Origin of the sequence: Serratia sp. 2C06, from assembly GCF_050037615.1 — a bacterium.
GTDB lineage: Bacteria > Pseudomonadota > Gammaproteobacteria > Enterobacterales > Enterobacteriaceae > Serratia > Serratia ureilytica.
Window position 1 is genome coordinate 69,333 of sequence record NZ_CP188298.1, and the last position, 24,338, is coordinate 93,670.

General features: G+C 54.4%; 28 protein-coding genes. 18 read left to right on the forward strand and 10 right to left on the reverse strand.

Annotated features, from left to right (window positions below; genetic code table 11):
• Positions 1–103 precede the first annotated feature (103 nt).
• From ACP3TA_RS00365 to ACP3TA_RS00375, 3 genes are all read left to right on the forward strand, one after another.
• Entirely contained in the window at positions 104–607 is a 504-nt protein-coding gene (locus ACP3TA_RS00365) for a TIGR00645 family protein (protein ID WP_089186765.1), read from the forward strand.
• A gap of 214 nt (positions 608–821) precedes the next feature.
• Positions 822–1,985, forward strand: coding sequence for a sugar transporter (locus ACP3TA_RS00370; protein ID WP_426784243.1), 1,164 nt, complete (start codon positions 822–824; stop codon positions 1,983–1,985).
• A gap of 45 nt (positions 1,986–2,030) precedes the next feature.
• Positions 2,031–2,687: a DUF421 domain-containing protein gene (locus tag ACP3TA_RS00375; protein ID WP_072628369.1), complete on the forward strand. Its 657-nt coding sequence runs from the start codon at positions 2,031–2,033 to the stop codon at positions 2,685–2,687.
• Positions 2,688–3,236: 549 nt separating this feature from the next.
• Here the strand turns inward: ACP3TA_RS00375 and ACP3TA_RS00380 are convergent.
• The 4 genes from ACP3TA_RS00380 to recA form a co-directional block, all read right to left on the reverse strand.
• On the reverse strand, positions 3,237–3,995 hold the full coding sequence (locus ACP3TA_RS00380; RefSeq protein WP_219229250.1) for a DUF481 domain-containing protein: 759 nt from the start codon (positions 3,993–3,995) through the stop codon (positions 3,237–3,239).
• A gap of 871 nt (positions 3,996–4,866) precedes the next feature.
• Entirely contained in the window at positions 4,867–6,141 is a 1,275-nt protein-coding gene (umuC, locus tag ACP3TA_RS00385; RefSeq protein ID WP_426784244.1) for a translesion error-prone DNA polymerase V subunit UmuC, read from the reverse strand.
• Positions 6,142–6,195: 54 nt separating this feature from the next.
• The gene (gene umuD / locus ACP3TA_RS00390) at positions 6,196–6,576 is read right to left on the reverse strand and encodes a translesion error-prone DNA polymerase V autoproteolytic subunit (protein WP_141973181.1); all 381 of its coding nucleotides are present in this window, start codon (positions 6,574–6,576) and stop codon (positions 6,196–6,198) included.
• Positions 6,576–7,682 carry a recombinase RecA gene (gene recA, locus ACP3TA_RS00395; RefSeq protein ID WP_426784245.1) on the reverse strand — a complete coding sequence of 369 codons (1,107 nt, stop codon included), beginning with the start codon at positions 7,680–7,682 and terminating at the stop codon, positions 6,576–6,578. Before recA ends, umuD begins: the two co-directional genes overlap by 1 nt.
• Positions 7,683–8,049: 367 nt before the next feature.
• Here recA and ACP3TA_RS00400 point away from each other — a divergent pair, with 367 nt between their 5' ends.
• Both ACP3TA_RS00400 and ACP3TA_RS00405 read left to right on the forward strand, forming a co-directional pair.
• On the forward strand, positions 8,050–8,313 hold the full coding sequence (locus ACP3TA_RS00400; protein WP_197841307.1) for a transcriptional regulator: 264 nt from the start codon (positions 8,050–8,052) through the stop codon (positions 8,311–8,313).
• A gap of 28 nt (positions 8,314–8,341) precedes the next feature.
• Entirely contained in the window at positions 8,342–8,533 is a 192-nt protein-coding gene (locus ACP3TA_RS00405) for a hypothetical protein (RefSeq protein ID WP_197841306.1), read from the forward strand.
• A 65-nt stretch (positions 8,534–8,598) separates the two neighbouring features.
• Here the strand turns inward: ACP3TA_RS00405 and ACP3TA_RS00410 are convergent, their stop codons facing one another.
• From ACP3TA_RS00410 to ACP3TA_RS00420, 3 genes are all read right to left on the reverse strand, one after another.
• The gene (locus ACP3TA_RS00410) at positions 8,599–9,531 is read right to left on the reverse strand and encodes an Rpn family recombination-promoting nuclease/putative transposase (protein WP_197841305.1); all 933 of its coding nucleotides are present in this window, start codon (positions 9,529–9,531) and stop codon (positions 8,599–8,601) included.
• Positions 9,532–9,621: 90 nt separating this feature from the next.
• Positions 9,622–10,764, reverse strand: a complete 1,143-nt coding sequence (locus tag ACP3TA_RS00415) for a hypothetical protein (protein WP_426784246.1) — start codon at positions 10,762–10,764, stop codon at positions 9,622–9,624.
• A gap of 283 nt (positions 10,765–11,047) precedes the next feature.
• Positions 11,048–11,320 carry a hypothetical protein gene (locus ACP3TA_RS00420; protein WP_426784247.1) on the reverse strand — a complete coding sequence of 91 codons (273 nt, stop codon included), beginning with the start codon at positions 11,318–11,320 and terminating at the stop codon, positions 11,048–11,050.
• 413 nt (positions 11,321–11,733) lie between these two features.
• Here ACP3TA_RS00420 and ACP3TA_RS00425 point away from each other — a divergent pair, with 413 nt between their 5' ends.
• Positions 11,734–12,549 carry a tyrosine-type recombinase/integrase gene (locus ACP3TA_RS00425; protein ID WP_426784248.1) on the forward strand — a complete coding sequence of 272 codons (816 nt, stop codon included), beginning with the start codon at positions 11,734–11,736 and terminating at the stop codon, positions 12,547–12,549.
• 127 nt (positions 12,550–12,676) lie between these two features.
• On the opposite strand, the gene ACP3TA_RS00430 is transcribed toward ACP3TA_RS00425, so the two are convergent.
• From ACP3TA_RS00430 to ACP3TA_RS00440, 3 genes are all read right to left on the reverse strand, one after another.
• The gene (locus ACP3TA_RS00430; protein ID WP_426784249.1) at positions 12,677–13,306 is read right to left on the reverse strand and encodes a plasmid fertility inhibition factor family protein; all 630 of its coding nucleotides are present in this window, start codon (positions 13,304–13,306) and stop codon (positions 12,677–12,679) included.
• Positions 13,307–13,615: 309 nt separating this feature from the next.
• A complete protein-coding gene (locus ACP3TA_RS00435) occupies positions 13,616–13,873 on the reverse strand; it encodes a hypothetical protein (RefSeq protein WP_197762473.1) in 258 nt (85 codons plus the stop codon).
• Positions 13,867–14,502 (reverse strand): AAA family ATPase, encoded by a 636-nt coding sequence (locus ACP3TA_RS00440; protein ID WP_019454356.1) that lies wholly within the window; start codon positions 14,500–14,502, stop codon positions 13,867–13,869. The genes ACP3TA_RS00435 and ACP3TA_RS00440 overlap by 7 nt, the downstream gene beginning before the upstream one ends.
• Before the next feature lie 545 nt (positions 14,503–15,047).
• Here ACP3TA_RS00440 and ACP3TA_RS00445 point away from each other — a divergent pair.
• From ACP3TA_RS00445 to ACP3TA_RS00500, 12 genes are all read left to right on the forward strand, one after another.
• Positions 15,048–15,338 carry a ribulokinase gene (locus tag ACP3TA_RS00445; RefSeq protein ID WP_426784250.1) on the forward strand — a complete coding sequence of 97 codons (291 nt, stop codon included), beginning with the start codon at positions 15,048–15,050 and terminating at the stop codon, positions 15,336–15,338.
• A gap of 92 nt (positions 15,339–15,430) precedes the next feature.
• The gene (locus tag ACP3TA_RS00450) at positions 15,431–17,485 is read left to right on the forward strand and encodes a ParB/RepB/Spo0J family partition protein (RefSeq protein ID WP_426784251.1); all 2,055 of its coding nucleotides are present in this window, start codon (positions 15,431–15,433) and stop codon (positions 17,483–17,485) included.
• A gap of 41 nt (positions 17,486–17,526) precedes the next feature.
• Entirely contained in the window at positions 17,527–17,967 is a 441-nt protein-coding gene (gene psiB / locus ACP3TA_RS00455; protein WP_426784252.1) for a conjugation system SOS inhibitor PsiB, read from the forward strand.
• 20 nt (positions 17,968–17,987) lie between these two features.
• Positions 17,988–18,689: a plasmid SOS inhibition protein A gene (locus ACP3TA_RS00460; RefSeq protein ID WP_426784293.1), complete on the forward strand. Its 702-nt coding sequence runs from the start codon at positions 17,988–17,990 to the stop codon at positions 18,687–18,689.
• 561 nt (positions 18,690–19,250) lie between these two features.
• Positions 19,251–19,529: a hypothetical protein gene (locus ACP3TA_RS00465; protein ID WP_426784253.1), complete on the forward strand. Its 279-nt coding sequence runs from the start codon at positions 19,251–19,253 to the stop codon at positions 19,527–19,529.
• Between the two features lie 202 nt (positions 19,530–19,731).
• Positions 19,732–20,136, forward strand: a complete 405-nt coding sequence (locus ACP3TA_RS00470) for a hypothetical protein (protein ID WP_426784254.1) — start codon at positions 19,732–19,734, stop codon at positions 20,134–20,136.
• Positions 20,137–20,183: 47 nt separating this feature from the next.
• Positions 20,184–20,531 (forward strand): hypothetical protein, encoded by a 348-nt coding sequence (locus tag ACP3TA_RS00475; protein ID WP_241389653.1) that lies wholly within the window; start codon positions 20,184–20,186, stop codon positions 20,529–20,531.
• Positions 20,532–20,620: 89 nt separating this feature from the next.
• A complete protein-coding gene (locus tag ACP3TA_RS00480; protein ID WP_042785950.1) occupies positions 20,621–20,884 on the forward strand; it encodes a hypothetical protein in 264 nt (87 codons plus the stop codon).
• Positions 20,885–21,100: 216 nt separating this feature from the next.
• Positions 21,101–21,736 carry an N-6 DNA methylase gene (locus ACP3TA_RS00485; protein WP_261804215.1) on the forward strand — a complete coding sequence of 212 codons (636 nt, stop codon included), beginning with the start codon at positions 21,101–21,103 and terminating at the stop codon, positions 21,734–21,736.
• A 666-nt stretch (positions 21,737–22,402) separates the two neighbouring features.
• Positions 22,403–22,774, forward strand: a complete 372-nt coding sequence (locus tag ACP3TA_RS00490; protein WP_426784255.1) for a dehydrogenase — start codon at positions 22,403–22,405, stop codon at positions 22,772–22,774.
• Between the two features lie 55 nt (positions 22,775–22,829).
• Positions 22,830–23,657: a DUF932 domain-containing protein gene (locus ACP3TA_RS00495; RefSeq protein ID WP_426784256.1), complete on the forward strand. Its 828-nt coding sequence runs from the start codon at positions 22,830–22,832 to the stop codon at positions 23,655–23,657.
• 101 nt (positions 23,658–23,758) lie between these two features.
• The gene (locus ACP3TA_RS00500; RefSeq protein ID WP_426784257.1) at positions 23,759–24,055 is read left to right on the forward strand and encodes a DUF5983 family protein; all 297 of its coding nucleotides are present in this window, start codon (positions 23,759–23,761) and stop codon (positions 24,053–24,055) included.
• The last annotated feature ends 283 nt before the right edge of the window (positions 24,056–24,338 follow it).

Genomic DNA, 24,338 nt, shown 5'->3' on the forward strand with positions numbered 1-24,338 from the left:
AAGCGGTTCCTGGCAGACACCAACCCTGCTCTGGCGCATTCAAAACACAGGCCGGTTTACGGGTGTATCAATATTGCTGACTTAAAATGATGAGTAGACAATTATGGAGAAGTTATTCGCAAAGATAATGTTTTCAGCCAGATGGATCATGGCACCGGTCTACCTGGGGTTGGCTGCCGGCCTGTTCATTCTGGCATACAAGTTTTTCCTGGAGTTTATGGTGCTCTTTAAAGAGGCGCCATATATCAACAATGAGCAGCTTATTCTCCATCTTCTATCACTGGTTGATTTTGTTCTGATAGGGGGGCTGCTTGTTATGGTTGTTTTCTCTGGCTATGAGAACTTCGTTTCTCGTTTGAACGTGGAGGGCGCAAGCAGCGAGCTGTCATGGATAGGCAGGATGGACGTTGAGTCACTCAAGAACAAGGTGTTTGTCTCGGTGGTCTCCATATCAACCATACATTTACTCGGTGTGTTCATGGAATCAAAGAGCATCCCCGATGGCAAAATTTTGATGTATATGGGCTTACACCTGTGCTTTGTCTTCACGGCGCTACTGATGCAAGTACTTGAGAAAATTTCTAAGAAGAGCGATGACGCCGACTGACCTTGTACATGGTCAGTGGCGGGAGGTTTTCAGGATAACCTCCCTGTTGATGTAAACGCGTGAGCCACTGTACTCATTGCGCAATCGCGTAAGGCGGATGTTTGTGTTTGTACAAAAGATTTAAGTCTTTCACCGTGGCCAGCCGAACTGATATTTGGTTGGCTTGTTGTCGGTTGGCGGTTGTCTAGATGTACAACCCGTATTGGAGGTTATGATGGATGCGCCTGAAGTATCGCGTACAACAGCATGGATGCGAGTGGGGATCCTCACGCTATCAGCCTTTATATTCAACACCACTGAATTTGCACCTATCGGTTTACTGAGCGATATTGCCAATAGTTTTTCCATTCCGAGTGAACGGGTCGGCCTGATCATCACGCTCTATGCATGGATTGTCACGATTGCTTCGCTGACGTGCATATTTGCGATAGGCCAGGTTGAACGTCGTAGGTTACTCACAGGTATTTTTATCCTGTTCATCGCGAGCCATGTTCTCACTGCAATCGCATGGAACTTTAGCCTTCTGGTGCTTTCACGTGCGGGCGTTGCACTTTCCCATGCCATTTTTTGGTCGATAACGGCGTCATTGGCGATAAGGGTAGCGCCGCCAGGTAAAAGGGCACAGGCATTAAGCTTACTGGCAGGGGGAACCGCTTTAGCCATGGTGCTTGGCCTCCCATTGGGGCGCATCATTGGCCAATGGTTTGGTTGGCGAATGACTTTTGCCGGGATCGCGGCGAGCGCTGCCTTTGCATTAATCATGGTGCTGAAGTTTATGCCGGAACTAAAGAGCGAGAATGCGGGGTCACTCACTATGGTGCCTGAGCTGCTTAGGCGATGGCCTCTGGTATTTATTTATATTATCACTGTCATTGTTGTTACGGCCCACTTCTCGACGTACAGCTATATTGAGCCGTTTATACAAAATTTGGCGGGCATGTCCGAGAATGTCACGACGTTAATATTACTAATCTTCGGTGTATCAGGAATTGCAGGCAGTTTACTGTTTGGTCGATATGGCGAACGCTACCCCATAGCATTTTTGAATGCTGCGATGACGTTGTTACTGATAAGTCTCGTTTTTCTTTTCCCTTCATCGAATAGCCAGGTTAGCCTGACTCTGTTATGTGCGTTATGGGGTATGGCCATAATGGCGTTTGGGCTCTCGATGCAGGCAAAAGTCTTGAATCTCGCGCCCGATGCGACAGATGTTGCAATGGGTTTTTTTTCCGGGCTTTATAATTTTGGTATAGGTAGCGGTGCCTTATTGGGTAACCTGGTTATTCAAGGGTGGGGAATTGGCGCTATAGGCTTTGTCGCTGCATCAATCGTCTTTTTGGCCATGAGCCTTAGCTTTTTGCTAAGACGTTTTCATTGATGAAGAATCTGTTCACGAAAATAGACACTATAGGAGGAAGTCGTAATGGAATATTACATGTTAGTCTTGGTGAAATTTCTTATCGGATTTCTTATCGTGATGACGCACTTTAATCTTTCGGGAAAAACTCAACTTTCGCAAATGACTCCCATAGATTTTATCGGAAACTTCGTTATTGGCGGGATCATTGGCGGTGTTATCTACAGTGATGCGATCCCATTGTATCAGTACATTGCCGTACTCATTATGGGGGTCATCTTGATATCAATGCTTAACTCTGTAAGCAAGCGAATACAGTTTTTTAGATCAATTACGATTGGTGAGCCGATTACAATCATTAAGGATCATCGATTTTTGATGGAAAATATACGTAACAAAAGAAACAAAATAGATATATTAGGGGTGTTATCACACATACATGCACAGGGTATACACTCGTTGCTGGCCATCAAGTATGCTCAGATCGAACCGGGTGGTCAGATAACTCTGGCTTGTGATGAGGATAAGGTGCCATCGTGTATTGTTATGAAAGAAGGCGAGGTGCAGGAGGAAGCCCTTGAAAAAATCGGAAAGACTCCAGAGTGGTTACTGCATAAGATAACAACATGTCAGGTAGCAGTTGAAGACATTTACCTGGCTGAGTATTGGGAAGGAAATGTGAGCTTTATTCTTATGGATGGTGAGGTGGTGAATAATGTTTGATTTACGCTTGCAGGGATGCCTGTACCATGCTCGACATTATCTCTGATCATAATAGGAAAAACCAATGATATCTCATTGTAAATTTTAGCGATTTAGGGTTACACTCTTTTCACTGTGGTGAAACCCCCTGTGCGGTGGGGCGTATCAGCTATTTAGGTTATGGGCTTGGGCGGTTTGCGCGAATTGTGGTGCTGATACACAATTCTCCGGGAGGCACCCGGCACCGCAGTTTTTAAATCAGACAGTGGGCAAAAATAGTGGTTTGATAGATTTTTTGGAACATCTTGCTAATATGTTGCTCAACAGTGATTTAAATTTCAATAAAGATTATGTGTTATTCTCGGTAATAAAAACTAGCTCATCCATCGATTGGAATTAACGCTGCTTACTATTGCATTTTCAACAGAATGCCTATACTCTATCCTTTAGGGGCGGTAGAGGTATTCAATTAATGTTTAGGTTGTGTTTTGCATTGAGTAAGGCGTTCTCTATCGTCCCTGCATGATTTAAAAAAACGAAAAAAAGCCGGCTATATTCCGGCTTTTTCTGTTACATCTTATAGCTTAAAGTTATTTGTGTGCGTCTATCGGTATGATTTGGCGCTGATGATGGGGGAGAGGAGTTCCAGGTCATCATGTATCCTGCTTTCAATGCAAATCTTTCGCTAATAGCAACTTCCAGGGCAGTTTCAGAGTTAACGGTAGTATCTTTGCTCCCAAGAGCAGACAGGCCTTGAATGAACTTGGCATTTTCGGTGAGTTGCCAGTTGTAAGTTGCAGATGCATAACCCAGTGCGTTAGTCTTGCTACCTCCACCTGTATACACATCATGACGTATACCGGGACCTGCCTCGACGCGTAAGCTGTGAACAGGCCCATTCAGTAATTGACGTCCATAGCCAGTGGTGAATGTATCGCGTGCTCGGTAGCCGTTATATCTGTCGCTTAACCAGCCGGCTTGGCCGAAAATATAGTCGCGATCGGTTAAGTTGTAGCGGCTTCGTCCGCCAGCAGAGTACTTTTCTGAGGAGCGAACGTCATTGGAAGAGGCGTTACTGGCATTACCCCAAATGGACCAGGCAGTTGAAGAATCGTACCAGGTCATATTACTGCTCATCGTCAGGTTGGTACTTTTCGAATTACCAGATTGCGCAAGATAACCTGCATTGATATTGCCTTCGAAGGGTTTTTTTGCAGATGTTGGGTCATCCATAATTGTAAAGATGGAATCATCTGAAATGGCGCATTTGCTAAAAAGCGCGCCAGTAGCGATAAGAAGAATGACGGGTACTACATTGCGATATTTCATGATTTTTTGCCAAAATTGTCTTAGTCTGTATATGGGGATCTCATTGGTAATGAGATAGCTGTCTTAGCAAGACAGTTTTTAATTGTAAAAAATATAACTCAATATGGCAATACACAAGGCTTACCTTTTGCCTATCCTCCAAGCTCGACGAGTTGAATGGCAAAGTTTGTAAACAGCTTATTGCTGCTTATCAAGCCATGGTATCAAAGTAGACTAATTGAGGGTGGGGTGAAATTATGGGCCTGTGACGGCCCGTGTGAAATGAATACCATAAAGCTAGGTGAGTTGCGTATGATTGAAAGAGTAAGATGACCTGCTACATGTTATATACGCACGCATAAACAGAACTGTGAAAAAGCTAGCTTCATTCGGACTGTTACTGACGGGCTGGATTTGCCGGTAATTTATGCTATCATTAATGAGTAAAATGACGTTTATTTAACATAAGTACATGTCATATTTATAGTAAACATAATAAAAATTAGTTAGATGTAATTCCTGCGCGGCATGTTCACCAACCATGTCGCTTTTTTTATTGCTTATTGTCAAACTCAATTGACACTTGGGAGGGGAGCTCGGTGTTAACTTTAGTTCATGACTGCTACTTGTTAAATAGACTCTAATAGTGCTGGTTGATTTACTATTAATTATTTAAAATCGATGGTGATATCGAGAATCATCCAATGAATAAACAAAATTAAAAGCAGCCCCAATAGCATCGAGATTACGATAAAGGGAATTGGTGAAGTCGTAAATACACTTTTTATTTTGCTTAACATTTCATAACTTCTCAAAAGTCGAACTCATCACTAGCTATTGTAACTCATTGAAATGAATTTGTGAAAAAATTGCTTTGGCATGATTAAGTATATTATCCCAAGCGCACGATGGGTATTTCGTTCAGCCGCGTGGTCCAGGCCGGCGACAGCCGCTGCCGTTTCATCTTCCAGCCGTCGGCGCGATCGGGAATACCCTGCCCGGCAAACCACACCTGCGCCCGGCCGTCCTGATTGAGGCGGTCGAGCAGCTGCATCAGCCGATCGCTGTTTTTGCGCGGCGGTGCGTCGTCAAACAGGCCGAATTGCGCCACGCGTTCGCTGGTAAAATCGCCCAGCATCACGCCGCAGCGTTGATAGCGGTGGCCGGCGATGAAGATCCGCTCGAGCGCCCGCCGTGCGGCCTGAATGATGTCACGACTGTCCTGGGTGGGCGTCGCCAGTCGGGTGGTGGCCTGGTTGCTGTAATAGGTCTCGCCGGCGGCGAACGGACTGGTGGCCACGAACACCGAGATGTGCCGGCAGAACTGCCTTTCGCCGCGCAGCTTTTGTGCCGCGCGCTCGGCATGGGCGCAGACCGCCTGACTGACGCTGTCCAGCTCGGTGGGCTTGTCGCCGAACGAGCGGGAGCAGACGATTTGCTCCTTCGGCGCCGCGAATTCCTCCAGGCCCAGGCAGGCGATGCCGTTCAGCTCGCGCACCGTGCGCTCGAGCACCACCGAGAACTGTCGACGCGCCGCGGCTGCCGGCATGTCGGCCAGCTGCAGCGCAGTGCTGATCCCCATCGTTGCCAGCCGGCGGGCAATACGCCGGCCAACGCCCCACACTTCCTCTACCGGCACGTGCGCCATCAGGCGTCGCTGGCGCGCCGGCGCACTCAGGTCGACCACGGCGCCGGTCTTGTGCCAGGTCTTGGCGGCGTAGTTGGCCAGTTTGGCCAGCGTCTTGGTTGGCGCTATCCCGACGCCGACCGTCAGGTGGGTTCGGCGCCGCACTTCTTCCCGCAGCCGCCGACCGAGTGATTCCAGCTGCGCGGGCGGGATACCGGTCAGATCGCAGAAAGCCTCATCGATTGAATACACTTCCAGTCGCGGTGTCAGCTGGCCAAGGATGGCCATCACCCGATGCGACATGTCGGCGTAGTAGGCATAATTCGACGAAAACGCCACCACGCCCTGCCGCTCGGCGTCCCGGGCAATTTTAAACCAGGGCTCCCCCATCTTGATGCCGCAGGCTTTCGCCTCGCGGCTGCGCGCGACGACACATCCGTCGTTGTTTGACAGCACCACCACAGGACGGCCGCGCAGGTCGGGGCGAAAGACGGTTTCGCAGGAGGCGTAGAAGCTGTTGACGTCAACCAGGGCAAACATGGCGGGGGGCTCCGGGCTTTGCGGAATGGGCAGATGGCGATAACCGGGGTCGGGTTACAGCGTGTGAATGGCGTGGCGCACCACGCCGAAGATCACGGTCTCGATGTCGTCACCGAGCGGAATGGGCGCAAAGGCCGGATTGGCCGGCAACAGCATCGGCCGGGGCAGCAGCTGCAGGCGCTTGCAGGTGAACTCGCCGTCGACGGTGGCGATGACGATGTCGCCGTGCTGGGCCCGGTAGAAACACTCCACGACCAGCAGGTCGCCGTCGAGGATACCGGCGTCCTGCATCGACAGCCCCTCGGCGCGTACCAGGTAGGTGCTCTCCGGGTGACGGATGCAGATGTCGTCCAGCGATAGGCGCTGCTCGAGATAGTCCTGCGCCGGCGACGGAAACCCGCAGGGCACGCCGGCGTCATAGAGGCGTACCGGCATCACACGGCCTCCGGCGCGCTCTGCCAGGCATCGTCATCCGGGGGCGTGTCCTCGGTTGCCGCTGCGGCCGGCAGCGCCGCCTGCAGGTAGTGCGTGCGCAACTGCGCGGTCAATGTGGCCACCACGTCGGGGCGGTCGCTCAGCCAGCCGGCGGCCTTCTCGCGCCCCTGGCCGATTTTCTCCCCCTGATACTCATACCAGGCGCCGGTCTTGAGGATATATTTGGCGTCGACGGCCAGATCCAGCACTTCGCCCTCGCGGAAAATGCCGGCGCCGAACAGCAGCCGGAACTGTGCCTGGCGGAACGGCGGCGAGACCTTGTTCTTGACCACCTTCACCTTGGTATCCCGCCCGATGATGGTCTCCCCTTCCTTGACGTTGCCGGCGCCGCGCACGTCGAGACGCACCGAGGCGTAGAACTTGAGGGCGTTGCCGCCGGCGGTGGTTTCGGGGTTGCCGAACATCACGCCGATCTTCATGCGCAGCTGGTTGATGAAGATCACCACCGTGCGGGTGGTGTTGATGCTGCCCTTCAGCTTGCGCATCGCCTGGCTCATCATGCGGGCCTGCAGCCCCATCTGGGCGTCGCCGATCTCGCCTTCCAGCTCGTTTTTCGGCACCAGGGCGGCGACGGAATCGACTACGACCACGCCGACGGCGCCGGAGCGCACCAGGGCGTCACAGATTTCCAGCGCCTGCTCGCCGGTGTCGGGCTGGGAGATGAGGAGTTCACCGATATCGACGCCCAGCTGCTGCGCGTAACGCGGGTCAAGGGCGTGCTCGGCATCGATAAAGGCGCACTGCAGCCCGGCGCGCTGGGCGCAGGCAATGACCGACAGGGCGACGGTGGTCTTGCCGGACGACTCGGGGCCGTAGATTTCGGTGATGCGGCCGACCGGCAGGCCGCCGCCGAGTGCGATGTCGAGGCCGAGCGAGCCGGTCGGGATACGCTCGACAGCCATGCCATGGTTGTCCCCCAGGCGCATGATGGCGCCCTTGCCGAACGCCTTCTCGATGGTGGTGATGGCGCTTTGCAGGGCTTTGGCGCGACTTTCCTGCGTGCCGGCCGTGTCCTGCGATGTGCGAGTGCGTGATGCGTTGCTCATTTTATGTTCTCCTCTGGTCGGAAACGAAACGTGTTATTATAATTATACTGTATGTATAACCAGTATGATATAAAGCCGACGAGGAAAGGCAAGGCGTGATGGCGAGGTTAACGGCGAGGTGGGCACAAGCCCCTTATTTTGAAATGGATTTTTTTTCTGTCTCTCAACTATTGCGACTTAGCACGTTCAGAGGGGCTGATCGTTATCTGCCATGTAGCTCCGGGTGACACAAGATATTGTGTCTACGGCAGCTGATTGAGGTACTAAATGTTGTGTTTCCAGGCGTGATCGTCACCTGCTACTGGCGTTATTGTTTGCCAAATTATATTGCTGTAATATGACAAAATGACATATTTCAGGGGGTGTGATGACGGGATTTGAGCTGAAACTATGGCGAACGGGGCTGGGATGGACACAGGAACGGGCGTCAAAGGAGTTTGGGATTTCGATGCGTACCTACATCCGCTATGAGCATGCTGATCCGCCTAGGGCGATTGAGTTGGCCATCCAGGCCCTGTCTCTGGCCGCGATGTTGCCGGATATCGACGCACTGCCTGCAGAAACGTTACGGCAACGCGTCAGGATGCTGGTTGTTGAAATGAATAATATTTTTAAGGAAAATCAACCCTGAAGACAGGGAGTAACAGGGAGGTGATATTTTGGACAAAATGCGTTTGGTTGTATTTGCCGCGCTGCTATTTGTGATGGCTGCTGTTTTTTTATTGATGTTCATGGCGCAGGGTATGCAAACCGAAAACAGGACATCCATTCCCGCTTTAGTTTTCAGTATTGTCAGTGTGATTGCTGGGGCGCTAACTTTATTAAGTTATATTTTGTCAGGTCGGAAATAGCGACAATTTTTTTGCCGACTCGTCTTGGTTGACGAGCCGGCAGTGGAAAGCTTGGTGGCGTTCTATCAGTGGCGAATGTGCGCCAGGTCGTCGGCCGTCAGCCCGGTCATTTTCATTACCGACTCGCGATCGAGCCCGCTGGCCAGCATGGCGCGGGCGATTTTCAGCGCCGCCTCGCGCTCGCCTTCCTGGCGCCCTTCTTGCCAACCTTCTAAGCGGCCCTTTTCCAGCCCGCGTTTTTCGCCCTCAAGGCGCAGTTTCTCTGCAATTGTCATCAGCGTGTCCTCGTGTTCCGGCACCCGTGATGCCAGGGTTGATAGTAATTCGCCCGGGTTGCGGGTTTCACCAACCTGCAGCATGTAATGCATCAGTGATGTCAGCTGCTCCTGAGTAGTGTAACCGGCCAGCAGCAACGTGACCAGCTGTTCCAGCAAATCGGCCAGGTCGCGCTGGCGGACGTGCTTTTGCAGCAGCTCCAGAATGGCGACGCGGCGATGCTGCATGATTTGATCGTCCGGAATGACCGTGACGTCAACCAGTGGAAAATCGCCCCCGTACAGCTGGCCGGCCAGCGCCGGATCACTGAAGCCCTGCAGCCAGCTCATCGGATACGGGTAGGGTGTTACCTGACCATGATAGAACAGGACGGGGATCACCAGCGGCAGCTGTTCATTGCCGGCGGCCAGATGGCGTTGCATGGCGGCAATGGCATACCGCATCAACCGAAACGCCATGTTTTTGTCCGGCGTCGATTGGTGCTCTATGAGGGCGTAAATATAGCCGTCGCCCTGCCCGGCCTTCAGCGAATAAAGCACGTCTGAGTAGTACGCACGCAGGTCGTCCTCGACGAATGAGCCGGATTCCAGACGCAGGGTGCTCAGGTCGCACGCCTGGCGCAACGCCGGCGGCAGGTGTACGTCCAGAAAGTCGCGGGCGGTTTCCGGGTGCGTCAAAAACTGTTTGAACAGCGCGTCGTGCGCAGTGGGTGTCGTTTTCATCGTGGTATCGTAGCATGATCCCTCATTTAGCCCTACTCTCGGTGAAGCGGCTGATATCCTCACCGTTCCTGACCGGCGCCGACCCAGCGACTATCTCTTTTTAGCATTGAGAAATGCATCAGCCATGGATGAGGATATTTTTGTGGCCAAGCTGCCTATCTGTTCCTCTAATGAACGTTCTTGTTTCTTTCTATGAAGTACCATTGGACGGGGCGCCGGTTTTTCGTTGTGTGTCGACTGTACTCGGGGCAAACTGTCCGCGAGTTTCTTTTTTACGAAACTGACATTGAATGCTTTTTCTGCGCCACCGAATTTATTAGGAAATACAAGGGATATTTCATCTTCAGAGTCTTTGACAAAACAGGTTTTGATGCGGGTTTCTTTCTTGTCGTTCTCTAACTCTGCCAACAGTTCATTGATTTTCTCATACTCGAGAAGAAGATAGCTTACGCGAAAACGTTTATTAAGGTTACCGTTAACGATAGCCGTCATATTTTCCTTTTCATCAACAACCAATTCAATGTTTCTTATTGTTAATGTGCCCACAATATGCGGTGTTGATACGGAGGAAATGGGGGATTGTGTGGCGGCGGATGTATTTTTATCTGCGGGCGTCATCGACATTACATCGGGCGTGACGCAAGTATCCCGGTGGACATTATCATTATCTTCCTTTTCTGATACAAGCTCGTAGCGACAGGTAAACGTCCTTTTGCCGTTGTGCGTCTGTACCTTGTTTTTCTCCTTGGCGGCAAACACAATGAGATTTTTTACATCCTTTATGTCAACGTGCATCTTTAAAAAATCAGTTGCTTCGAACGTAAATCTTATTGTCGCGCCACGGGTTTCCCCTTGTACCCGTAATGCGCCACTGGATGTGATGACGCCTTTTTCAATTAAAACGGGTTCCCACCCCGGCGCGCTTGCCGGTTTCGGTTGTTTTTTCAATACCGGTACTGAATTATAACACGGATGAATTGGCCAGGGGGGACCTAAGGCATCAAAGAGTACCCGTGAACCGTATGAATTCTCATAATAGAAAACATCTTTGCCACAGTTATTGCAAGTGGCATTGGGCACAGTGAACGAAGTGAAAGAGTCAAATTTATTCGTGGTTATTTTATGTTTTGATGTTTTCTTATAGTCATGAGACTCGTATTCTGAAGCGTGTTCTTCATCAACGGTGAGGGGAACAATGCGTCCTCTCATTTTTCTGAATATTGTGACGCTCATTGTTCTGGCCTCCCTTGGCAAAAATTACTGCGGTAGTGGTCGTGATGAGGTGACAACTGTTGCCGGCCACTTCCGATATGCTCCGAACTGAATGGAGGAAGTATAGCGTTGGCATTGTGTTTCGGTAAAACGCCAAGTTTACCAAATGACTAGATCTAAATTATCGTGATTTGTCACGCTTATTCCTCGATCATGCGGTATGTATAATTCCCTGAACTTTCCGAATATATTAGTTTATCCAGTATCTTCTCCGCTTCAGCCCGCGACAGACCTTTCTGAACCGTCAGCCAGCGGGCATTTCCTTTACGATCCTGAATTGACCAGGTTTTGGTTGAGTCGTGATTTTTGTGACGAATAACGATAATTGTGCTTCTAGTTGGTGTATACGATTGTGTGCCGCCTCCAATTCAGCAAGCAGCTCCGTCCTGGAGGGCTGGGGATGCTCTGCCTCCCTGATCTTCTTGTTTTCGCGGTAACGCCGTGCCCGTTCCGCAGCTGACAAGGCATTTCCGGTGCGGGGGCGGCCTCGCTGCCGCTTTATGCTGGTATCGTTCACGAGAGGCTCCTTTGCTGAAAACAATGAATATTTAGTGACGAGTCACGATAATTAAATCTAACACAAATAATGTGATGCGTCACATTATATATCCGTTTCTTAGCCTACCTGCCGCGATTCGGCAAAACGCCTCTTTTACCGAACGTTGCCGACTTATCCACCGTTTCTGTGGATAACGCTACATCCTGTGCCTGAACTGGTCGTCATGGCCACATGTTGTGTTGCTTTGCCCCGCGCTCGGCACCGGCAAGCGCCGGCGTCAACTTTGGCGTTCGTTGGCGATTCGGTTAAACTTCTATACAGGATTGTTTAACCGAACCGTGGCCGGCGCCAGAATAATTATTGTGAGCGATCACCTGGCGCGGTTGCGGCAAAATAGACACTGAAAGTCACTGATTGCGGATCACGAAAAAATGCGCCCTGCCCTCCTGCAAAACTCTCAGATTTTACGTAGCGCGATCGGCGGCGATCTGCTGGCCGGCGATGACCGCTACGTGCGCGCCCTCACCCTGCGCAACCGCGCCGCGCTGCATGGCGATCTGCCCTACTACCTGCTGCCGCCGGAAATCGCCGTGTTGCTGTCCTGTTGCCACGATCTGGAAAAGCGCACGCTGTTCGAGTTTTTGTGGAACACCGGCGCGCGAATCAATGAGGCACTGGCGGTAAGACCGGCGGACGTGGAATTTGATGCGGCGCCGGCGTTCGTCACGCTGCGTACCCTCAAGCAGCGGCTCAACCCCAGGGTTGGCCGGCCGCCGGCGCTGAAACTCAATGCACCGGGACCTACCGCCCGAACGGCCTCCCCGGTCAAACGCACGGTGGCGCTCGAGGACGGGCCCTTTGCTGCGCGGCTGCGCGATCACATCCACACCTTTACCGAGCACAAGACCAAGCCGATCTGGCCGGTGACCGATGACACCGCGCGCAACTGGTTGAAGAAGGTGCTCCGTGAGGCTGATCGTCAGGGCGTGCGGTTCAGCCTGGCGCGCGTCACCCCCCACACGTTCCGGCACAGCTTTGCGATGCATCTGTTGTTTCATGGGGTGGCGCCGCAGACGCTGCAGGCCGTGATGGGTCATAAGGATTTTAAATCGACGCAGGTCTACCTGAAGGTGTTTAGTCTCGACACGGCATCAGGCCGGGGAGGCGTGCCGTTCTCGATGGATGTCGGCGTGGCGGCGGAGATGCTGCAGCTGGTCGCAAATGGTGCAAAAAAGGTGTCTTATTAGTACCTTTTTGGTGTTTTATAAGTGCTTCTTTTACACTACCTGTCTGTCGGCATTCATAATGCAGTGCGTATTACTATATAGTTTTAAATTGGTACTAAATTAGTGATTTTATGGTGCTTTTTTGGTGTTATTGTGGCTCCAATTTGATGTGGTTGGGGTCGGCTTTAAAGCGTAGATGACGTGGCAAGACTGCGCCGGCGTACTGGAAAAATAACGTTTTTGCTGACACTGGCGCTGCTGCCCTATGGCCGATCCCACGTTGCAGCAACAGGGCGTCATGGTGATTATAGGCATGAACAGGCAAGCGATCGGCGCCATTCGCCAGCAGCCAAATTGTCCGAGTGATCCCATCGACAAAATCAAGCGCAGGAACTGGCAAGCCACGCTCTAGAATATATCTACATGTCGGAGTGGCCAGCGGCACCGGGTTTCCCGCGCCAATGCTAAAGCATCTTTCTGCTTCGTGAAATTTGTGGTCACGGCGCCAGGCGGCCTCATCACCGCGGCTGAGCTCAGGCACAATGGAATTCGGCGTGTTACGCCAGGCCGACAGCAACTTATCCCTATCGGCTACGACGATGTAATGCTCACTGGTGTCAGAAATCTCCTGCTCCATATAGGAAAATTCACCCTGCCGCAGCGGAATTTTGAATCGGCAATAAATAATGTCGTTATACCTGCAGCTGTACACCCCTTCGATCAGGTGTACCGGATAGTCTTTAATGGCAACGTGTTTACCGATTAGATCAGGTGTCATATCGGTTCCTTTATTAGATCATATTGATGCCAAAACGATACCATTAATATACCGGTTTGACGCCTTTAGTCACACTGACACAAGCCCTTCCTGGCGTATGTTACTGGCGGGCGTTGAAGTCCTGAACGGCAGGTGGACAATCTGGCAGTGGACGCCATTGCTTGTTTCTGAGGGGGAAGGAAAATACGGGCCAGGAGAAAGGCCCCAAACTCTTCCGAATCAGATGCGGTGTCATATGATGTTTAAGTGGTGTAATTATGGTGCTAAAAAGGAGCCTTTATGGCTCCTTTTTGGTCTTTCTTTGATGCCTTAATCCCCGTGCTCATCATAAAACTTCAATGCATGCCGGATCATATTGAGTTTAGAGCGGTTGGTTTTTTTGCATAGCTTCTCCAGCAACTCATACTCATATTGATTGAACGGCACACGGATGGCCTTGTAATCACGCGGTGCTTCACTGTCGGTTTGCTTTAGCGGCCTAACGACATGATCAGCTGCCGCTGCAAATTCTTCGATGCGTTTTTCCACTGCCGCTGGAGTGACGACGGGTTCCCTGCGCTTTACCATGTCATCAACTCCTTCACCAGACATTGAATTTCGGCTTTGGCTTTCGAATTATCCATTTCGACCACGCCACGCCCTTCGGACATACAATCCCGATAAACCTTGCGGTCACGCACCACCGTGCTCATCAACCCCAACTCAGGGAAGTCTTTGAGGTACTCTTTGGCTTCCTGGATCTCGTTGATGACTGGATTGGACGGCGCGAGCGTCAGCATGGCGATAGCCTTCAGCTTGGGATTGAGATCCTTAGCTTCCGTCATAATTTCTGTCAACCGTGGCAGCGTATCTAAATCGGGTTGTGAAGGGCGGAAAGGGACCAGCAGCACATCGGCTGACGTCATGCCCGTTCTCAGCTCTCGACTGTCACGACCAGCAGTGTCAACAACTACGTATTCATAGCGCTTATCGAGATCGAGTAGCGTATCGCGAATGTTATCGAATTTCTGAATGCAGTGGATAGGTGCTATACCTTCGATCGCATTACGGTCAGCAATCCAGTTAGATGCGGTTCCTTGACGGTCAGAGTCGACCAGCATCACATCATGCCCTTGTCGTGACAATTCTGCTGCAATATTGACTGCTGTCGTTGATTTACCGCAACCGCCTTTTTGACTTCCAATTAGTATAATCATGGTGCTTAATTGGTTCCTTGTTGGCTCCTGTTGGGTGTTAATTTAGTGCCGCTTTGGTGCTCTGTCAATACATTGTAGAACCTCAGTTTGAGGAATGACCTGTTACTATGGGCGTGCCCCGATGGGGACGGCTGTCGTGCTACGCAGGGAGCCGGCCGGCCGTCTCCCCCCTGCGGGCTTCCATCCTCACGCAACCCCGCTTGCAGCCGGCTGCGCCGGCGCCGCCCTCACTGTCCTGCAGCCAGGCTGCAGGACGCTGTAGACGCCCCGCCGACCGCTGTCGCGCCGTCGTGTCGGGTTGATCCGTGTTCAACCTTCCAGGGTGCTTTAGCCGTACTAAGTCTTCCCGCCGCAACTGATAACAGCACAGCGTCTCGCTTGAACACCAAGGGGTGTATGAACTCCGCCAAAAACTTTTTCCTCCCTTCGGTCAAAAAAACTTTTTGTCTCCGCCCCTTGGTGCCGCTCTTCGCCGTGCTGAATCAGTTTATTGCGACGGCGAATACTCACAGCGGCATCAGTTATCACCCCACGGAGGATTCCACATGGCTCAACAAAACGTCAAAGGCGCGACATCGAAGCCTACAGCAGCATCCGCACAGACCAACAGTGCTCTGACCACCCCGCAGGTGTATGACCTGTTTTGCTATGTGAAGGCGGTGTGCGGTCGTTCGACCGGCACCATTGAACCCCCGGTTGTACCGGCAGGGGCGGAAGAGGTGTTCGCTGACTTTGGGGATTTCGACACCATTTCGGTGTGGATCGTCGGGGGCTGGCCGGTGGCTGCCAGCGATCAGATGACGATGACCCACTGGCGCATGAATTCAGGGCAATAAAAAAGCGGCATCGCTGCCGCTTTCTCACCGCCAGCGCGGAAGCGTCAACTTCTGACGCTGGCTCAACAGGCAATTATCAACGGAGATACACCATGTCTATGACTGAGTATAAAGCACCAACCAAGGGCAAGACAACCCGTCCGGCCAAAACCACCAAGAAAAACGCGCTCTCTGAAAAAATCGAGGCGGCGCTGGCCAAGGCCGTGCGCAAAACCGCCACGCTCGGCCAGCTGGTGCTGACTGACCTGAACGTGCGCAAGAAAAAGTCCTCGCAGACGTCGATCGAGGGGCTGGCCGCTTCCATCCGTTCAGCCGGTCTGCTGATGAATCTGGTCGTGTTCGAAATGGAGGATGGCCGGTACGGCGTTGCCGCCGGTGAGCGTCGAACGCTGGCGCTGCGCTGGTTGATGTCACTTGATAAAGACGCCGACAAGACCACCCCGGACGGCATCGTGACCGACGATTACCCGGTTGAAGTGCTGGTCGTCAGCCGGGTGATGGCGCGCGTGGTGTCGATGATGGAGAACAGCCAGCGCGAACAGATGCACCCGGCCGATCAGGTTACGGCGTTCCGCGACCTGTCGGCAGACGGGCAAACTCCGGCGCAGATCGGCGATCTGCTGGGGTTCAGCACGCGCCACGTTCAACGCTGCCTGCGTCTGGCAACGATGGCGCCGGTGCTGCTCGATGCGCTGGCCGACGACCAGATCACCCTCGACCAGCTGCAGGCGCTGTCGGCCACCGAAGATCATCAACGTCAGTGTGACGTGTGGGAAAACGCGCACGGCTGGGCGGCTGCGCCGCAGCACTTGCGCGAGGCGGTGCTAAAAGGCGAAGTCTCGGCCAGAGACAACAACCAGCTGACGTTCGTCGGGCGCGAGGTCTACGAAGCGGCGGGCGGCACCTTAAAATTCGACCTGTTTACCGACGAGGGCTTTTTGACCGAACCGGCGATGCTGGAACGACTTGCCCGTGAAAAATTGCACGCGCTGGCACAGCAGGTGGCCGAGGACGAGGGCTGGAGCTGGGCGGAAGGGCGCATTTCGGCCATTAAAACGTGGGGTGAGGATGCGGAGCTGTATCGCGAGCTGGCCGAACCGCAGCCGGAATTTACCGCTGACGAACAGACCGAGATAGCCCGGCTGAAAGCGCGGTTCCGCGAGCTGGAAGCGGCATTCGAGGCGGCGGATGGCGATACCGATACCCACGCACTGAACGTCGAGAGCGATGCTGTCGAAGCCGATATTGCGCGGTTGACCGCGCAGGCAATCGTCCGTGCATGGCCGCAGGCGATGCGCAGCAGCGGCGGGGTAGTGGCGTCCCTGCGTGACGGGGAGGTGGTTTACCAGCGCGGGATCGTGCTGCGGGCGAGCGAAGCAACCCCCGGGAATGGCGCTGATGACAACGGCGAGGGCGCAGCGACCACTGAGGCGGCGGCACCGAAAACCAAGGAGAAAGGGCTGTCGGCGGCGCTGATCACCAGCCTGTCGGCGGAGCGCACACTGGCGGTGATGGGCGCGCTGGTCGAGAACCCGACCGTCGCGCTGGCGCTGCACACCCACTCGCTGGCCGTGAAGGTGTTCGGTTCGCGTTACGCCGGATCGCTGCTTCAAACCAGCCTGACCCCAAAACGTGGGGAGCTGCTGACCAAAGCCCCGACGGCAGAAGGGAGCCGCGCCGATCGCCAGTTGGGCGAGCTGCACGCGCAGTGGGAGGCGAAATTGCCGCCGGAGTGGAATACCGATTTTTCATGGTTGCTGACGTGGGAACAGGCCGAGGTCGTGGCGCTACTGGCATACTGCGTCGGCCTGTCGCTCGATGCCGTGCAGCTGTGGCCTTCGAAGGATGGCAAAGTCGGCGATGCCCTGACGCCGCTCGAACACGCGCTGGATTTCACGCTGCGCGACTGGTGGCAACCGACCAAGGCCAATTACTTCGGGCGCATCAGCAAGGAGCTGATGAGCGATGCACTACTTGATGCCGGGAAGGTGGCGCAGGCGGCCTCGGTGCTCAAGATGAAGAAGGGCGACGCCGCGCAGCTGGCCGAGGACGAACTGACCGCCGGCGGCTGGGTGCCGGAGTGCCTGCTGCCGCTGGCCGAGGACACCACCACCTTACAGGACGCTGACAACAGCGCCGCCGCCTAACCGACAGGGAGCTGCCGCCCATCGGGCGGCAGAAAACAGCGATGAAAAATGCATTCAATCTGGAAACACTGACGGCGATGAGCGCCGACGAACTGGAGCAGTACCGCGATCGGGGCAGGGAGTACCGGGTGATGCTCAACTGCGCTGTGCTGGGGCAACTGGCGCTGCCGGAAGGCTGGCATGTGGTGGCAGAAGAGGGCTGCGAGTTCTGCGGGCGCGTGCCGGTGGTGTGCCGAATAAGTCCGGCAGGCGATGAGGCGACGGCGCTCTATTTGTGCAGCGCGGGCGCGGAGGTGCCGAACTGGTCAATGACGCTGCCGTTTGACGGCGGTCAGTCGCTTGCGTGGCTGTATCTCGATGAGCATTACACCCCGGCCACGGTCAACCGGGTGCTGCATACCGTGGCGGGCTATTACCGGTTGGGGTTCTGGCGGCCGGAAACGCTGGCGGTCGCGCTGCGGATGGGAGGGCATTGCCTGTGATCCCGAACCATCTTGCTCTGGTGCCGTGGCACCCGTATCGGCAGGCCGTCTGGCAAGCCATCGCACAGGTCGAAGCTCGCCGTGAGGCAGGCAGGCGGTTACCCGTTTACACCTATGCCACGGCGTTTTTCCGCCAGTTAACCGGGCGGCACACAATTTCAGCCAAGGACATCCGCATGATAGACGTGACCTACCGGCCCGGCGATCGTCGCCGCGCCACGCGCAAGGAAGACTATATCGACGCACTCGACACGCTGATTGCCAGCCGGGGCGAGCACTGTTATTCCCCGTTGCCGGGCGACACCCGTGACACGCTGTTCCCGGAAGTGAACCGCCGCCGTCGGCAGCGCTTCGAACACCGGCTGACGATGAAACACACCCGTCAGGCGCGCATCGATGCCACACTCCGGCGGCACAAGCGGCGACGTTACCAGGTGCGGCTGGCGCAGGCGGAAATCGAGCTGGCGTTCATCACGCCGGGCGAGCTTGACCGCTGGGTGCGGCGTGCGCAGCAGCAGGGACTGGCCGAGGATGACCTGAGCGGGCTGGTGCTGGCGTGGACGGCGCGGTTTCCCTGTCTGGACGAACTGGATAGTTACCTCTGGTCGGCCATGCCATTCTGGGAGGCGCGTCTTCAGGTCAGTCTGATCAGCGCGGAATTGTCCCCTGAAGCGCATATCGATAACGCGGCGCGGCTGCCGAATCGCCTGGTAGGCCGCTAAACCCCGGACAACAGGCTGCAGTGGCTGCGCCACTGCGGCTTGTTGCTCTCTTATTCCTGTACCAGGTCTGTCTCTTCTTTCAGTTGGGGAGAAGACTCCTGTTGATAGAGCCGCGGTGACGGTCGGGCATGGATGTGCTGCTTCTGAACGATTTGCCTGGCGAAACGATGCGACGGTGGGCGTCCGGGCGCGCTGTCGTGCTGCGCATGGCGCCGGCAAGCCGTCGCCCCCCTGCGGGCGTCCATCGCTGACGCAAAAGGCACGCTTGCAGCCGGCGGTGCCGGCGCCGCTTCCCACTGTTCCTCGCCCAGGCGAGGAACGCTAAAGACGCCCCGGCTTTTCGCCGTGTCGGGTGTGTTCCTGCTCAGCTTACCGGTGGTTATCTCTCATCAGCCCCTTGCGCGGCCGCTTTTGTAGCACCGTCGCCCGTGTGCCCGCAAGGGTGAAGTGCACGCCGCAAGCGGCGCCCTTGCTGTCACCCGTTCGCCGTCGCTACGTCAGCTTTTTTGCCGCGAAAGGATCCGACGAGAGATAAATCAACCACCCAGGAAGGAAAGCAGCATGAACACACAAAACGTCAACGTCAAAACCGCCGCTCAGGAACGCTCTGAAAGATATGGGTGGACGGAAGCCTATGGTTGGGGCTTGTCGCCTGCTGAACGTATTGCTGAGCAACAGGGCTATCTGAACGAGCTGCACCATTTTAACGATCAGTGGAAACCGGAAAGAGCGCAGCGGCTGATGGAGCTGCTGATGACTATCGCCGATAACGTGCTGGACTCGGTGACGAACTGGAACGACGTGGGTGCTTTTGGTGATAAGCCCGCGTTCCTTACATGATCGTGCGTTGCTGGCTGGACGCGATGGCGTTGGCGCCAGAGATGTGCGGCGAAATGGGCAGCAACGCCGTGGCGTATGTGCTCGAAAACTTGGAGGGGAAATTTGAGTTTGAATGTGCGATGGCCCGGATGGATCGCCCATAACTTATACCGTCCGGGCGGCGGTGCTGCTGCCCGGACTATCACTAGAAGGAGATAAGACGATGAAACAGAGCATCAACACTGCCGCCAAAGGATCGCCTGATGATTGGGATGTAAAAGCCTGCCTGTTCGTTACTCAAGAGATAGGCCGCTTTTCTGTCAAATTCTCGGCGCCATGCATCGGGGGCACGGTGAACCTGAATTGCAGCCACATCACCAACGCCTGTAATCGGTTTGATGCCGTGGCGCGATTCGTGCGAGAAACCCGCGCGCAGGGTTGCACGGTGTACGCCGTGGAACAGCTCGAGCCTGTGCGCCCCGTTTGCCTGAGCACAACCGGGTATCGCTTTATGCAAAAGGCTTCATCTGGCTGTGTCTTGATACCGGCGTTTTCGTCGAGGTGTCAGACGATGGCCGGATGCGGCGCGGGGACGATGGCCGCCAGTTGCCTTACTACGGCACGTTGACCCGCATTTAACCGGTGGCAAGCCACCCTAACAGAGGAGAAAAAACGATGTATCAGACCGAAATCAGCACCGAAAACCGCATGGCGTGGGATGCGAGCACCGAGGCTGCGTACTGGCAACGGCGCGAGCAGCAGGCACGCAGCGACGTGGAAGAAATCACGCTGGCGGCGTTTATGGATGCCATCGCAGTGATGTACCCGAAAGACTGGGAGGGCGACGCACATAGCGAAACTTTCAAGCTGGCCGAAATGTACTGCGGGGACGTTGCCTACATTTTTGCAAAAGTCGGCGATCGCTATTTTAAGTTCCGCGATGTGGTGACGTTATCGCACAGCGCCATTCTGGCGCGGATCAATAAGGAGGTGTTAAGCCGGGAGACGCAAGCCCGTAAATGAAAAAAGCAGCGTTTCCGCTGCTTCCTCATGCCGGTTTACCCCTAGGAAAGTTAGACCGGCGTTCTATCAAACTACATGGAGTCTCAACCATGAAATCAACAGACCCAAGCATCATGACAGTAACCGACGAGTATGTAAAGCGCCTGCAGGCTGAGTGCGAGCAGGTGAAACGCCAGCGGCGGATCGCGCGCGGCGATATAGCCGCCGCCGACGTCGATCCGGACCTGCGGTCGTTCGGGCGTCATATCGCCGGATGTGTTCGCAAGGGCAAATCGGTGCGGGTGCCGTCGATGCGGGGCAGTGAGTGGGGGCACGTTCTGCGTGCGCTGGAGTTAACGCGGGCAATGGCCTGATAACGCGAGCCGCCCCATTTCGGGGCGGCTATTCACTGACCCGGAGGTTAATTGATGTCACAACTCTCTTTTGATGCCCTGTTTTCCGTGCCCGTCGATGCAGTGCGCCCGGCGGAAAAGAACGTCAGGGCTGATGCGTTAGAACCGTCAAAATCCGCCGACCCTGTACCGGGACGGAAACGGACACTCACCGGCGATGATCCGCGCAAGGCGTTTTTGAGTACGTTTCGTGAAACGGCGCGTTATCACCATCGCTACGAAGTGTTCAGCGATTTTGTGAAACTGACGGCCTGTGCGCTGGAAAATCTGCTGTTAAAGTCGCCGGACATCGAGGCGGAGTATCTGGCCACCATCCAGCGCTATGAGAAAGCCGACCAGCAGCGCATGGCGCAGTTGTATTCATGGCTGATCATCGGGCTGGATCAGGGCATGGGGGACTTTCTCGGCTCGCTGTTTATGGAGCTGGAGCTGGGCAGCGGCAACATCGGCCAGTTTTTCACGCCGTTTCATCTCTCCGAGCTGATGGCGGGACTGGTAGCCGGTGATCGGCTGGCGGCGTTGGAAAATGAACCGTATATCACGCTGTCCGAACCGACCTGCGGCGCGGGCGGAATGGTGATCGCGTTTGCCAAAGTGATGCTGGCGCGGGGCTATAACCCGCAAACGCAGCTGCGCGCCGACTGCGTGGACATCGATCCGGTGGCGGCGCGGATGTGTTACATCCAGCTGTCGTTGTTGGGTATCCCGGCGCGCGTAGTGATCGGCAACAGCCTGACACTGAAGTATCAGCGCGAGATGTATACGCCGTTTTGGTATCGCGTGACGTCCACGCGCTGGCCGATGTATCGCTAACACCCGAGGCGGGCAGGGCGATCCTGCCCGATAACGCATGGCAGAAAACGACACGCTGCCGTTACCGGGCGAATTTACCGATCGGGGCGGGAACACGGGGCGTTTGATGACGACGCCGTGTGCTACCTGGAAACGGAGGAGGGCACGCCGCCCTTTTTCCGGTGGCGGTGACTCCGGTCAGCACCGCGCGGTAAAAGACGAACAGAACGAAAGGCCGGAGCCTGCGGCACCGGCCATTCTTTCTCTTCTCGCACGCTGTCACAAAGGCCCAATGGCGGTTTTTATACCTCTCACTTTCCGGCTGCCGGTATTTCTGGGGTGAATCGGGTTTCCGCATGATGCCTGGGCGTGCCCTTCGGGCCCGGCTGTCGTGCTGCGCAGGGAGCCGGCACGCCGTCTCCCCCCTGACGGGCTTCCATCCGTCACGCGATGGGCACGCTTGCAGCCGGCGATGCCGGCGCCGCTTTTCACTGTCCCTCGCCCTGGCGAGGAACGCTAAGGTCGCCCCGGCTTGTCGCCGTGTCGGCCGTGTTCCTCCTCGCTGCGTTTCCGGTGCGCCATCGGACGGCCGTTCCCTGGCGGAGGGCTGTTCGTAGCACCGTCGCCCTTTGCCGCCAGGGAACTCACCGAACGATGGAATAACCACCAGAGAGGAGCAAGAGCAGGATGAACACGCAAAACGTCAACACCGCCACCAAAGAATCTTCCAAACGATGGGCGGGAAAATACCCCGACGCGGAAAGCATCATGATCCGTCAACTGGAATTGATGGAGGAATTGCACGGCGTGTATTTGTCTTCTGACGAATTGGCGCAATCGCTGTATGAAATTTTTAACACGATGACGGATCGGGTGGTGTTTAACGGCGTCGATAACTCGCCGTCCGATAAACCGAAAATTGCGTATGCCGTCGCGCAACATTGGATTAAGGCGCAGCGTTTGGCCGGTGCGTATTTTGGCGAGACCGGCGTCACTGCCTGGGAACATGCGCGTTATCGGCTGCACCTTCAGCTGGCTATCAATCACTCATACCGTTAATTCATCGCCGGTCTAAAAAATTGTCCGGCTTTACTCAAAGAGAAAGGAGAATATCATGCGTCTGACTTCCCGTTTTGGCCGTTATAACGCCATTCGTAAAGACCGCCCGTTAACCAACGACGAATTAATGAACGTGGTGCCGAGCGTGTTTTCAGAAGATAAACACGATTCGCGCAGTGACCGCTATACCTACATTCCCACCATTACGCTGCTCGATAAATTACGCGAGGAAGGTTTTCAGCCGTTTTATGCCTGCCAGACCCGCGTTCGTGATGAAAGCAAACGCGGGCATACCAAACACATGCTGCGGCTGCGTCGGGAAAATATGATTGTCTCCGGCAATAAGGAAGTCCCCGAAATCGTATTATTGAACAGCCACGACGGAAGCAGCAGTTACCAAATGATTCCCGGTATGTTCCGCTATGTCTGCGCCAACGGAATGGTATTTGGTCAATCGTTCGGTGATGTTCGTGTACCGCATAAAGGCGACGTAGTCGGGCAGGTGATTGAGGGCGCCTATGAAGTGCTCGGCATATTTGACCGCGTCGATAATGACCTCGATACCATGAAATGCATTTCACTGACCGAGCGCGATCAGGAATTATTTGCGCGGGCGGCGTTAAGTTATCGCTACGAGTATGAAGATAAATCCCCAATCACGCCGTCCCAGGTTTTGCGTCCGCGACGGCGTGAAGATTACGGCAATGATTTATGGACGACATTCCAGCGCGTTCAGGAAAACATGATTAAAGGGGGATTGCCCGGTAAAAGCGCGACCGGGAAAAATACCCGGACTCGGGCGGTCAACGGTATCGATGCCGATATTAAACTGAACCGTGCGTTATGGCTGATTGCGGATGAATTCAAAAACCGAATGAAGTAACAGGGTGCCCCGGTAATGACGCCCATCAATACCGGGGCCGAACACTGCTACAGAACGTGCAGTTAATACAACGCGAACAGTATGAAATAACGGGGTGAAAGATGCAAACGGAAAATTTACGGGTATGCAGTACGGCACATTTTACATCGGAAGATAACGAGCTGTTAGCGACAATGGCAGGGCAGGCGGCTTTTAGTTCCTGGGTGGTTAACATCCAGTACGGTTATATTCTGGTGCTGACGGATTATCGCTGGCGGCTGCGGGTATTAAAGTCGCAAGGGGCATCAAAGGCGCTGAGGCGGTTTTTAATTCACCAGATAAAATATCTCCGTACAGGCTACATCCATTTTGATTGTGATGCGCCTATTCTCTCCGGCCACGAGGTTTTTGAGTGGTAGCGCGCTGATAAGAGCCGTCCCCATCGAGGGGGCGGCTCTTATTCTCCCCGCCCGCCCAGCGGGAAATACATTTCCCGCTCCCGCTGCCCCAAAGGGGCGCCCAGGTTAGCACCAAAAAACGCGACCGTTTTTTGGTGGTGTGCGTTAACTCTGCGAGCCGCTTACCCACATCTACACAATCGACGTTATTTCACCTTGCCCCGGTGAAATAACCGCTCCCGTTCGTTTCCCATTAAGGTGATGGGAAACTTCACTGGCTTTTTCTTATGTGCATATGTGGATA